The 12,995-nt window shown below is 37.2% G+C and carries 10 protein-coding genes; 3 read left to right on the top strand and 7 right to left on the bottom strand.

What is annotated here, in order from left to right; translation table 11 throughout:
* Window positions 1-35 precede the first annotated feature (35 nt).
* From C7N65_RS00805 to C7N65_RS00790, 4 genes are all read right to left on the bottom strand, one after another.
* Window positions 36-1,265 carry an NADP-dependent malic enzyme gene (locus tag C7N65_RS00805; protein WP_105992568.1) on the bottom strand — a complete coding sequence of 410 codons (1,230 nt, stop codon included), beginning with the start codon at window positions 1,263-1,265 and terminating at the stop codon, window positions 36-38.
* Between the two features lie 281 nt (window positions 1,266-1,546).
* Entirely contained in the window at window positions 1,547-4,747 is a 3,201-nt protein-coding gene (locus tag C7N65_RS00800) for a DNA polymerase III subunit alpha (RefSeq protein WP_105992567.1), read from the bottom strand.
* Window positions 4,748-4,782: 35 nt separating this feature from the next.
* On the bottom strand, window positions 4,783-5,721 hold the full coding sequence (locus C7N65_RS00795; RefSeq protein WP_105992566.1) for a DHH family phosphoesterase: 939 nt from the start codon (window positions 5,719-5,721) through the stop codon (window positions 4,783-4,785).
* A 43-nt stretch (window positions 5,722-5,764) separates the two neighbouring features.
* The gene (locus C7N65_RS00790; protein WP_105992565.1) at window positions 5,765-7,060 is read right to left on the bottom strand and encodes a DRTGG domain-containing protein; all 1,296 of its coding nucleotides are present in this window, start codon (window positions 7,058-7,060) and stop codon (window positions 5,765-5,767) included.
* Between the two features lie 222 nt (window positions 7,061-7,282).
* Between C7N65_RS00790 and C7N65_RS00785 the strand changes: the two genes are divergently transcribed.
* Window positions 7,283-7,696 carry a universal stress protein gene (locus tag C7N65_RS00785; RefSeq protein WP_105992564.1) on the top strand — a complete coding sequence of 138 codons (414 nt, stop codon included), beginning with the start codon at window positions 7,283-7,285 and terminating at the stop codon, window positions 7,694-7,696.
* 58 nt (window positions 7,697-7,754) lie between these two features.
* Here the strand turns inward: C7N65_RS00785 and C7N65_RS00780 are convergent, their stop codons facing one another.
* Window positions 7,755-8,444 carry a metal-dependent hydrolase gene (locus C7N65_RS00780; RefSeq protein ID WP_105992563.1) on the bottom strand — a complete coding sequence of 230 codons (690 nt, stop codon included), beginning with the start codon at window positions 8,442-8,444 and terminating at the stop codon, window positions 7,755-7,757.
* 143 nt (window positions 8,445-8,587) lie between these two features.
* Here C7N65_RS00780 and C7N65_RS00775 point away from each other — a divergent pair, with 143 nt between their 5' ends.
* Complete coding sequence (locus tag C7N65_RS00775) at window positions 8,588-9,643, top strand: M24 family metallopeptidase (protein ID WP_105992562.1); 1,056 nt, start codon at window positions 8,588-8,590, stop codon at window positions 9,641-9,643.
* A 184-nt stretch (window positions 9,644-9,827) separates the two neighbouring features.
* On the opposite strand, the gene ald is transcribed toward C7N65_RS00775, so the two are convergent.
* Window positions 9,828-10,943: an alanine dehydrogenase gene (gene ald, locus C7N65_RS00765; protein WP_105992560.1), complete on the bottom strand. Its 1,116-nt coding sequence runs from the start codon at window positions 10,941-10,943 to the stop codon at window positions 9,828-9,830.
* Between the two features lie 195 nt (window positions 10,944-11,138).
* Here ald and C7N65_RS00760 point away from each other — a divergent pair, with 195 nt between their 5' ends.
* A complete protein-coding gene (locus C7N65_RS00760; protein ID WP_105992559.1) occupies window positions 11,139-11,642 on the top strand; it encodes a universal stress protein in 504 nt (167 codons plus the stop codon).
* A 144-nt stretch (window positions 11,643-11,786) separates the two neighbouring features.
* Here C7N65_RS00760 and C7N65_RS00755 read toward each other — a convergent pair whose 3' ends face one another.
* The gene (locus tag C7N65_RS00755; RefSeq protein ID WP_105992558.1) at window positions 11,787-12,983 is read right to left on the bottom strand and encodes an acetate kinase; all 1,197 of its coding nucleotides are present in this window, start codon (window positions 12,981-12,983) and stop codon (window positions 11,787-11,789) included.
* Window positions 12,984-12,995: the final 12 nt, after the last annotated feature.

The raw sequence follows: 12,995 nt of genomic DNA, 5'->3' as shown, positions 1-12,995 counted from the left end.
ATTCTACCGCATAACAGCGCTTTATAAAAAATAACTTATTTAATATCAGTTAATCTCATCGTTTTATTGTATATATCATCTGGATCAACTTCAACCCTTGCAACTCCAGATTCCATTGCTGCTTTTGCTACATTTCTGGCTACTGAAGGTGCAACACGTTTATCAAACGGTGCAGGAATACAGTACTCAGGTGATAATTCGTCCTCTTTAATCAAGTCAGCAATCGCTTCAACTGCAGCTTGTTTCATTTTTTCATTAATATGTGTCGCTCTCACATCTAATGCTCCTCTGAAAATACCAGGGAATGCAAGCACATTATTAATTTGGTTCGGATAATCAGAACGTCCCGTTCCTACAACTTTGGCTCCTGCTGCTCTCGCATCATCCGGGTTGATTTCCGGATTAGGGTTTGCCATCGCAAAGATAATACTATCTTTATTCATTGATTTTACCATATCTTGAGATAAAGCATCAGCAACAGATACACCGATAAAGACATCTGCGCCTTTAATCACATCAGAAAGTTTGCCTTCTTGCTTATCTTTGTTCGTCCATTCCGCAACAAATTCTTTAGTTTCATTCATACCATGCGGACGACCTTTATAGATTGCCCCTTTTGAGTCGCACATGATCATATCTCTGACACCATAAGAATAAAGCAATTTCACAATTGCGATACCCGCAGCACCAGCACCATTTAATACAACTTTAATATCTGATAATGATTTGCCTGTGATTCTTAATGCATTGATTAAACCTGCCATAGTCACAATAGCTGTACCATGCTGATCATCATGGAAAACCGGAATTTTAGTTTCTTTCTTCAAACGGTTTTCAATTTCAAAACAGCGCGGTGCTGAAATGTCTTCTAAGTTGATACCGCCGTAATTCGGTTCCAATAATTTAACAGTACGGATAAATTCTTCAGTATCTGTCGTATCCAGTGCAATCGGAACGCCTGCCACGCCAGCAAAGCTCTTGAATAATACAGCTTTACCTTCCATTACCGGAATACTGGCTTCTGGTCCGATATTGCCTAAACCTAATACTGCTGTACCATCTGTAATTACAGCTACTGTATTGGCTTTTGATGTATAGTCATAGACTTTACGCGGATCTTCATAGATTTCTTTACATGGTTCCGCAACACCTGGCGAATAAGCCAAACTCAACTCTTCTTTATTCGTTACTTTAACTTTAGGTGCTATGTCTATTTTACCTTGATTTCTTTTGTGCATTTCTAAAGCTTCATCTCTTAATGACAAACTGATCGCTCCTTTGTTCAATAAAATTGTTGCATATTATCGATATGAGTTCTGTGATTTTTATGCTTCAATGATGCAATAGCTGTCTTGTTCTTTATATTGAAATTTAACCATTGCTATCCCAATTTTAGTATCACTTTGAAAATATGTACTGATTATAACACAGAAACAGAACTTTCACTGATTCACATGCATGAAATCCTTAAAATTTGCAAGTTTTACGCATCAGCTTTCTAAAACTTCAGATAAGGTGATTCTATAGCGTTTTACTTTATAAGCTATTACATCAGTCTGATATTTTCTGGTGATATCTGGCTGATGAGAGCCGCAATGGTTTCATGATTTCTATTAATTTGTCCCACTCTTTCCATTTTTTGAGATTGCTCATGGAATTCATAGATTGGCAGTTGCTGATAATCGGAACTGTCCCCTCTATCAAAAGTTAAATCTTCAAGCGCCACGTTTCTCAGTACAATCATTTTCGCTTGTTTGAAGCGCATATCTTCAAATACCTCTAACGTTTGTACCGTATTGATAATCAATTGATCTTGGTTATTTCTGACTTCGAACTTCCCTTGTACGATTAGGGGTACTTCTTCTTTGAGTTCAAGTTCATATTTTTGGAACGCATCTGGGAATATTACACCATCCATGTTTTTATTGCCGTCATTCAGCGTAACAAATGCCATAGGTTGTCCATTTTTTGTACGAATTCTTCTCAGTGTATCGATTTGTGCCAAAACAGGTTGATAATTCACCGCATTGTCCAGCTTGAAAATCCCTAAATATTGTTTAGTTTCGAATAATTTTTCTACAGGATGCTTGGTAATATAAAAGCCTAAATATTCTTTTTCAAAATCACTGAGTGCCTGATCTGGCAATTCTTCTTTTTTCTCATATTCTGCCTTTGGTGTCACAAAATCCAGCAGCATTTCATCTTGTTCTACTTGACTGACACCATCTAATACTTGGTCAAGTGTTCCTAATAAAGTCGCACGGGTTTCACCGAATTGGTCAAATGCTCCGACAAGAATTAAAGCTTCTAAAAGTTTGCGTGTTTTGACACGGCCGGATAAACGACGGGTAAAATCAAAGAAGTCTTTAAAAGGTCCGTTTTGAAAACGTTCATCGACAATGGTTTTCACACTTTGATATCCAACACCTTTTACTGCACCTAAAGAAAGATAAATACCATTTGGAGTTGCTTTATAATACCAATGGCTTTCATTAATATTTGGCGGCAAGATTTTTAAATCCATTGATTTTGCTTCCGCAATCATTTGTTCTGTCTTCTTCTCACTGCCTACCGCATTCGTTAAGATATTGGCATAAAAGTAATTTGGATAATGGACTTTCAAATAAGCCATAGTATATGCAATTTTAGAATAACTTACCGCGTGTGCACGCGGGAAGCCATAATCTGCAAATTTAAGTATCAAATCAAAAATCTGCTTGCTGAGCTGTTCTGAATAACCATTTTGATTCGCACCTTCAATAAAGTGCTGACGTTCGCTTTCGAGTACCGCTCTGTTTTTCTTACTCATGGCACGTCGCAAGATATCCGCTTCACCATAACTGAATCCTGCGAACTTGCTTGCAATCTGCATAATCTGTTCTTGGTAGATAATAACACCATAGGTTTGTTTTAAGATTGGTTCTAAATCCGGATGCAGATAACGAACTTTAGAAGGATCATGGCGTCTTGCTATATAAGTCGGAATCTCTTCCATCGGACCTGGACGGTATAAAGAAGTCATCGCCACAATATCTTCGAAATGCTGAGGCTGTAAACGTTTTAATGCTTGTCTGACACCATCGGATTCTAATTGGAATAATCCGGTTGTATCGCCTTTTGACAGCATTGCAAATACTTTTTTATCATCAAACGGAATCTTTTCCATATCGATTGATTGATTCAAATCTTTTTTAACTTGGTTGATAATCTGATGGATAATGGAAAGGTTTCTTAATCCTAAGAAGTCGATTTTCAACAAGCCTAGCTTTTCATCTTCAGTCATTGTCCATTGGGTTAATAAACCTGTATCCCCCATTAATAGCGGAACATGCTGATACAAAGGTCGGTCATTAATAATAATCCCAGCTGCGTGTGTAGACGTATGACGCGGCAGACCCTCTAACTTTTTACAGATTTCGAACCATAGTTCATGCCTATGATTTCTGTGTACAAAGTCTTTAAAGTTTTGTTCTTGATAAGCTTCATTTAAGGTAATCCCTAATTTTGAAGGAATCAATCGTGATATTTCGCTTAATGTCTTTTCTTCAAATCCCATGATACGTCCTACATCGCGTGCTACAGCTTTTGCGGATAAATGACCAAATGTGACAATACCTGAAACATGGTATTCCCCATACTTTTCTTGTACATATTGAATGACACGTTCACGTCTTGTATCTTCAAAGTCGATATCAATATCCGGCATCGTGACACGTTCAGGGTTTAAGAAACGCTCAAAGAGCAAGTTGTAGCGAAGCGGATCAATCGTAGTAATATTTAGTAGGTAGCTGACGAGTGAACCAGCAGAAGAACCACGTCCAGGCCCTACCATGACATCATGTGTTTTCGCATAATGTATTAAATCGCTGACAATTAAGAAATAGTCTTCATAGCCCATTTCTGTAATAATCTTGAACTCATACTCTAAACGTTCTCGATATTGCGGTCGATCTAAATCCATCTTCGTCAGTGCCTGCTCTAATAAATTCCATAAATATGTTTTTGATGAGGATTGATCAGGTGTTTCATACTGCGGTAATAATGATTGATGATATTGAAGGTTGACATTACATTTGCTTGCGACAGCTTCTGTTGTTTCAATGATATCTTCTGACAGACTTAGATTGTCGATATCTTGCTGGCTGTAGAAATGTGCATGCTGCTCACTGCCGGTATTCACTAAATCCAAGGCATTATTATTTTTAATCGCATTTAATGCACTGACTGAATCTGCATCTTTTTCATCTAAATATTTGGCTTCTTGCATCCACACCCTGCCTAAATCTAACTGTTCAGCTGCGCCGCTGCTTAAATGGTCTGTATATACTTCATCATGTGCTTTGAAAGCTTCAATCAAATTCAACTGCTCAGCGTTTGCACGCTTAAAAATAATGACTAAATCATTTTGATAATGTTTTAGCCATTCAATAGAAATTGTGCGTTTATCTTGTATTTTAATCGCAGATGACAATTGATAAAGTGATTTCAAACCATCGTCGTTTTTAGCTAATAAGACTGTTTCTATCTCTGTCAGTCCATCGCTTAAAACGACCGTCATGCCGATAATAGGTTTGATATTTGCTGCGTGACATGCATCAAAAAATTGAGGGACTGCATATAAGACATTCTGATCTGTCATCGCTAGTGCTTGATAGCCTTCTGTTTGTGCTTTTTTAATGATGTCTGAAATACGCAAACTCGACTCTAACAAGTCGTAAGCAGTATGAATATTAAGATGTGCTTTCATGTCTGACAATCCCTCCTTTCTTAGATTTCAATGTCTTAATCAATCAACTTTTGGTTTAAAGCTTCAGCTAAGCGGTCGAACGCTTCCCAGCTGTCTACTGAAACTCCAGATGCATTCGGGTGGCCGCCTCCTCCGAAAGCTTGTGCAACATCATTGATTACAATATTTTTCGAACGGATACGGCAACGGATTTCACTGCCTTCATCTACTGCAAATACCCAGATTTTCAATCCGCGCAAATCTGAAATAGTGTTGACAAATTGTGAAGCTTCATTTGGCGCTAAGCCGTATTCTTTTAATACTTCATCTGTAATCTGCACTTTCGCAAAGCCGTTTTCATTCATTTCGAAATGTTGCAGCACATAGCCTTGGAACGGCATTAATTTAGGGTCTTTTTCTGCCATTTTATTTAATTCCGCATTATGTTCAAACGGATATTCCAATAACTGTGCCGCTGACTTCATTGTATGCGGCGTTGTGTTATTGAATAAGAATCTGCCAGTGTCGCCGACAATTCCTAAATATAGCAAGCGTGCAGTCTCTTCATTAATTACAGACGTATCGTTAAAATGACGAATGATATCAAAGATGATTTCACTTGTAGAAGAAGCTTCAGTATCGACATAGTTCAAATCACCATATTGATCAATAGGCGGATGATGATCGATTTTAATCAAGCCTTTGCCGGTATTATAACGTTGATCATCGATTCTCGGTGCATTTGCTGTATCGCACACAATTACAAGTGCATTTTGATACACAGCATCATCCACCGCATCAAAAGTTCCCATAAAATCAAGCGAAGGTTCGCTTTCCCCTACTGCATAAATTTGTTTATTCGGAAATTTCAATTGCAAGTAGGATTTTAATCCAAGCTGCGAACCGTACGCATCAGGATCCGGACGTACGTGACGGTGAATAATAATCGTATCTGCTTTTTCAATTTGTTCCATAATTTCATTAAACGTGTTCATCTGAGTTACTCCTTCATTTTCAAATTCCAGGTGCGTTCGCCTATCAGCTTTCAAGCATTTGGCAAATAATCAATGCTTTTGCGACATCTTGCTGATTGGCTTGCATGCTTACTTCTATTTTAGCAAAATTACGCCCTACATCTAGCATGTTGTATTGGATTTCAAGTTCCGTTTCAATCGACACAGTTTTCATATAGATAATACTGAGACTTTCAATCATGACTTCTTGTTTTTTCAATTGTCTCATTTTAAAACGTATCGTTTCTTCAATGATCGCAACAAAGGCGCCTTTACTTAAAGTCCCGTATTGGCTTGTTAATTGCGGTGCAACATCTACTGTGATTTTATCTTTATTAACAGAAATGTATTTGCCTACTTGGTCATTGATTGTTTCACCGACTTGCGGCTGACGGCCTAATAATTGCATCGCTCTTAATACGTCTTCGCGGGAAACAACACCTAAAAGCTTTTTATTGAGAGTTGTAACCGGAAGCAATTCAATACCTTCCCAAATCATCATATGTGCACAAGTTGCTACTGTAGTAGACAATTGTACGTTAAGCACAGGCTTTGTCATAACTTTATGCACATATTCATCAGAGTCTTTAGAAATAATATCTTTGCTTGTCACAATGCCTACGAGTTTAAAGTCGTCATCAACCACAGGAAATCTGGAGTGTCCTGATTGCTGTGAACGCTTTTTTAAGTCAGCCACTGTCATCGATTCTTTAACAACAGTCTCTTCTGTTACCGGTTTAACGATGTCCTCAACAATAAGAATTTCTTTTCGGATAATTTGATTATACATCGCACGGTTAATCATATTTGCAACTAAATACGAATCATAGTTCGAAGATAAAATAGGCAAATTGTGCTGATCTGCATAACGTTTGATTTCAGGCGTCGTATTGAATCCGCCTGTAATTAATACAGCACTTCCGTGGCGCAAAGCTTCAAGCTGCACATCTGTTCTGTTTCCGACAATAAGTAATGTATGTTTTGTTAAATATTTAACAACGTTCTCAAGCTTCATTGCGCCTATCGCAAATTTTGACAATGTATTATGCAAGCCGTTGCGTCCCGCTAACACTTGCCCATCTATAATTTTGACAATCTCTCCGAAAGTCAATTGTTCTATTTGTTCTCTCGTTTTCTTTTCAATTCTCACAGTTCCTACACGATCTATCGTAGCAACAAGACCTAACTGTTCTGCATCTTTGATTGCGCGATATGCAGTACCTTCAGATACTTCTAAATCTTTAGCTATTTTGCGGACTGATATTTTCTGTCCTACCGCAAGTGATTCTATATGTGCAAGAATTTGTTCATGTTTTGTCATTACTTACTTCCCTCATTCTCTACTTACTCTTCTTTTAATTATAACTTTCTTTGAAGTAAAAATCGAAGCTAACCTCTATTGAATTTTAACATGTATTCGTTGCTGTACCTAACGCATTATTTGAGAATTTGTAATTTAAAATCACTTTAATTTGTTGAATATAAATTTAATTGGAAATGTTGACACATTTTTATTAGAATAAGTATTAAGGAGGGATAGAGAATGTATAAAAACATTTTACTTGGCGTTGATACAGATTTAGAAAACAAAAAAGCACTAGAAAACATTAAAAAGTTATCTGGTGAAGGCACAATTGTCACTTTATTAAATGCTATTTCAGAACAAGATGCGCAAGCATCAATCAAAGGCGGCACACATCTAAATGAATTAACAAAAGCGCGCAGCAAAGAATTACAACCTACGCGTGATATTCTTGACGGCTATGGTATTGAATACGATGAGATTATCGTGCGAGGCAATCCGAAAGAAGAATTAGTAAAATTTGCGAACAGCGGTGATTACGACATCTTAGTAGTAAGTAACCGAAAAGCACAAGCAAGAAAAAAATTCGTACTTGGCAGTGTCAGCCATAAAGTAGCGAAACGTGCTCATATCCCTGTATTAATCGTAAAATAATTAGAAAAAATGCTTGTACAGATTGTTTGTACAAGCATTTTTATTATCTCTCATTTAATTAGAATTGAACAGCTTCACCTGGTTTAAGGATTTGTACTTCCCCTTCTTTTACAAGTGATTTGAATTCTTCTGGGTCTTGTTCGATATAAGGGAACGTATTGTAATGTACAGGTACAGAAATTTTCGGTTTAATCAATTCATTGATTGCATAACTTGCATCTTCGATACCCATTGTGAAATTGTCGCCGATTGGTACGAAGCATACATCGACTGGATGACGTTCAGCAATTAATTTCATGTCGCTGAACAAACCAGTGTCGCCGCAATGATAAATTGTTTTGCCTTCTACTTCTAAAATCAATCCTGTTGAAGAACCTAAGTAAACAGGAATGCCTTCTTCGTTTGTAATACTTGAACTATGGAATGCTTGAACATATTTCACTGTACCGAAATCAAATTTCCATTTACCTCCAATATTCATCGGATGTACATTTTCAACACCTTTTGCTGTTGATAAATAATCTGCAACTTCTGCTAATCCCACTACTGTTGCATTATTCTTTTTAGCTATTTCAACAGTATCACCAAAGTGATCCGCATGGCCGTGTGTTAACACGATATAGTCGACCTCTAGGTTTTCTGCATCTAAATCAGATAATTCGTTACCTGTGATAAACGGATCTACAATGACTTTCTTACCGTTTGCTTCAAAATAGATTGTTGATTGTCCATGAAAAGATAATTTCATTTTTTATGCCCCCTATGCATCTTAATCTTAGTTACAGTATAACATCTTCCCTAATTTAGTCGAAATCATTCCCCCAGTACTTTTGAATTCTCAATTTATTTAGCTTAAAATATAGTTAAACAAGTAAATGGAGGTTGAGGATTTTGAAAACAGAAGAAATTGTTAAAGAAATACGTAATCAAGATGCTGGGGCTGCTTGGATTACAACTCCGCTTAACGTATTCTACTTTTCAGGTTACTTAAGCGATCCGCATGAACGCCTTTTAGCCTTATTAATTACTGCTGAAGGTGAAGAAGTACTCTTCTGCCCTAAATTAGAAGTAGAAGAAGTCAAAGCATCACCATTCAAAGGCAAAGTTGTAGGTAATGCTGATGGCGAAGACCCATTCAAATTAGTAGATTATCAATTCGACAAAATTTTAGTCGAAGAAGATCACTTAACATTGAAACGTCAAAAAGAATTAGTCGAAGGCTTCGGCGCAAAAGAATTCGGTCCGATTGACGACACTATCAAAGCATTACGTAATGTGAAAACACCAGAAGAAATCGAAAAAATCCAAAAAGCTGCTGAACTTGCAGATAAATGCATTGAAATCGGCGTAGATTTCTTAAAAGAAGGCGTAACTGAAAGACAAGTTGTACGCCATATCGAATATGAAATCCAAACAAACTACGGTATTACTGACATGAGTTTCCCTACAATGGTATTATTCGGAGATCATGCAGCTTCACCTCACGGTATTCCTGGAGACCGCCAACTTCAAAAAGACGAATATGTCTTATTTGATTTAGGTGTTATCTATGAAAACTATTGCAGCGACATGACTAGAACTGTTGCTTTCGGCAACCCTAGCGATAAAGCAAAAGAAGTTTATAATGTAGTGCTTGAAGCAGAAAAAGCAGCTATTGAAATGATTAAACCAGGCGTAGTCATCGGAGACGTAGACAGAAAAGCACGCGGCATCATCTCTGATGCTGGTTACGGCGAATATTTCGTTCACAGATTAGGCCATGGTTTAGGTTTAGAAGAACATGAATATCAAGATGTTGCCGGATTCAATACAAACAAATTCGTACCAGGTATGGTTGTTACAGTTGAACCAGGTGTTTATGTACCTGGAGAAGTCGGTGTACGTATTGAAGATGATATTTTAGTTACTGAAGACGGACATAAAGTATTAACACACTACGAAAAATAATCTATATATTAATATTGGTAATTGCTCAAAGGCGAAGTCTTGCGGCTTCGTCTTTTTCAGTACACAAAAAGCGCCATCAAGCTCTGTTAAACCCCAAAACAGATTGCCCGATGGCGCTAAAATTTTGATGTTTTCAAGGAAACCATAGTTCCCTTTACATCCCATTAATTTAACACATTCAAAATTAAATTAATGCTTGATCTACTGGTGTATACGGAAGTTCAAACGCTTTAGCTACACCTTCATTTGTAACTTTACCGTCAAATACGTTTAAACCTAAAGATAATGGTTGGTTGTCGCGTAATGCATTTAAATAGCCTTTGTTAGCGATTTGCAATGCATATGGTAAAGTTGCATTATTTAAACCGATTGTAGAAGTACGTGGTACTGCACCTGGCATATTTGCTACTGAATAGTGTACTACGCCATGTTTAATGAAAGTCGGATCATCATGTGTTGTTACACGATCAGATGTTTCGAAAATACCGCCTTGGTCAATAGCAATATCGACTAAAACAGAACCGTCTTTCATATTTTTAACCATGTCTTCTGTAACAAGTTTCGGTGCTTTAGCACCTGGAATTAATACAGCGCCGATAACTAAGTCACTTTGTTTAACATTTTCTTCGATATTTAATGGGTTAGACATAACTGTGTGTACACGTCCATCAAATAAATCTTCAAGTTCTTGTAAACGTTTTGGATTAACATCCAAGATTGTGACATCTGCGCCTAAACCTAAAGCGATTTTCGCAGCATTTGTACCTGCTTGGCCACCGCCGATAATTGTTACTTTACCTTTAGGTACACCAGGAATACCTCCTAGCAAGATACCCATACCACCGTAGAATTTTTGCAAGAATTGTGCACCGATTTGTGCCGCCATTCTTCCTGCAACTTCACTCATTGGCGTTAATAATGGTAATGAATTATCTGGTAATTGCACTGTTTCGTATGCAATCGCAACAACGCCATTATCAACTAATTCTTTAGTTAATGTTTCGTCGTTTGCTAAATGCAGATAAGTGAATAAGATTAAATCCTTTTTGAAGTATTTGTATTCTGGCTCAATAGGTTCTTTAACCTTGATCACCATTTCTGCATCCCAAGCCTCTGCAGGTCCGGCAACAATTGTTGCACCTGCTGCTTTGTAATCTTCATCTGTAAAGAATGAACCTTCACCAGCGTTTTGTTCTACATTAACTGTGTGCCCTTTCTCAACTAATGCGTGAACACCGCTTGGTGATAAACCTACTCTGTTTTCATTATTTTTTATCTCTTTTGGAATACCTATTTTCATTCCGTACACCTCCCACGCTTATCGTAACGCGAAAGCAATGAAAGCGCAATCATTTCAATGATAAGTTTAAGTTATCATTGAAGATAAGAATTTTGTATTTTCAAAAAATTGTAATATTAAGCATACTATTTTAATTTCTAATATTCAGTTAACTATGGTAAAATATAAGTGAAGAGTAGAAGGAGGTCATGTACGATGTTAACTTACAAACATATTTTAATCGCTGTAGATGGATCACAAGAAGCTGAATGGGCATTCAACAAAGCAGTGGATGTAGCAAAACGTAACGATTCAAAACTTATCATTACAAACGTTATTGATTCTAGAACTTATACTTCATACGAAGTCTATGATGTTCAATTCACTGAAAAATCTAAACAATTCGCTGAAGAATTACTTAGAGGGTATAAAGAATTTGCCCAAAAAGAAGGCGTTAAAGACGTTGAAACATTGCTTGAGTTTGGTTCACCTAAAGCAATCATTCCTAAAAAAATTGCGCAAGAAGTCAATGCAGACTTAGTTATTTGCGGTACTTCTGGTTTGAATGCTGTGGAACGCTTCATTGTAGGTTCTGTATCTGAAGCTATTGTACGTCATTCACCTTGTGATGTTCTAGTGGTTCGTACAGAAGAAATGCCTGAAGATTTCCAACCTCAAGTTGCAACAGAAGAATTACGCAAACAATATCAAGCAAAATAATTTTTGCACAATCAATCTTTCAATTGAGACCGATTAGACTTGTTCTAATCGGTTTTCTTTTTTTAAAATACTTTTTCAAATTTGCATGCATAAAAAAATCCGGCTAGAAAGGCAACTGCCCTTCTAACCGGATTTTTTTAATGATTACAGACTACCGAATTTTACTGTGTCTCTTGCAATCATAACTTCTTCGTTTGTTGGAATAACTAAAACTTTTACTGGTGAATGCGGATAGTTGATGAATCCTTCTGAACCATGAATTTGTTCGTTTTTCTTAGGATCCCAATATACACCCATAAATTCTAGTCCTTCTAATACACGTGCACGTACTTCATCAGAGTTTTCGCCTACACCTGCTGTGAAGACAATTACGTCTACACCGTGCATTTTTGCTGTATAAGAACCAATATACTTATGAATACGAGAAGCGAAAACATCTAATGCTAATTGCGCACGAGTTTTGCCTTCTTCAGCATCTTGTTCTAAGTCGCGCAAGTCGCTTGAAGTTCCTGAGATACCTAATAAACCTGACTCTTTGTTTAAGATATCTAATACAGCTTCAGCACTCTTGCCTGTTTTCTCCATGATATATGGAATCAATGCAGGGTCAATGTCACCTGAACGTGTACCCATTGTTACACCTGCTAATGGTGTGAAGCCCATAGATGTATCTACAGATTCGCCGCCGTCGATTGCAGCGATAGATGCACCGTTACCGATATGACAAGAAATAATACGTAATTCTTCAATTGGGCGGTCTAAAATTTTTGCCGCACGTTGAGATACGTATTTATGGCTTGTTCCGTGGAAACCGTACTTACGAATACCATAGTCTTTATAATAATGGAAAGGCAAACTGTATAAGTAAGCTTGTTCCGGCATTGTTTGGTGGAATGATGTATCAAACACTGCCACATGCGGAATGTTCGGCAATAATTTACGGAACGCACGGATACCCATTAAGTTTGCTGGGTTATGAAGCGGTGCCAGTTCAGTTAATGATTCTATTTGTTTTTCTACCTCGTTGGTAACTAACGCAGATTCTGGGAATAATTCACCACCATGTACGACACGGTGTCCTGTACCATCGATATCATTGATATCGCGGATGATACCATGATCGATTAAGTTGTCCAACATTAAGTCAACAGCTTGTACATGATCGTTGATTTCTCTTTCATCTGTAAATTTGCGACCATTGAATTCAACTGTTAATTTTGAACCTTTAAGTCCGATTCTTTCGATTAAACCTTTACATACTAGATTTTCTTCAGGCATCTCTATAAGTTGGAATTTCAGTGATGAACTACCTGCGTTAATCGCTAACACTAATTTTGACATAAAACTATGCCT

This window comes from Staphylococcus simulans, assembly GCF_002994445.1.
GTDB classification, from domain to species: Bacteria; Bacillota; Bacilli; order Staphylococcales; family Staphylococcaceae; genus Staphylococcus; species Staphylococcus simulans_B.
Note: the sequence above shows the minus strand (reverse complement) of the source record. Positions and strands in the feature narration are given on the sequence as shown.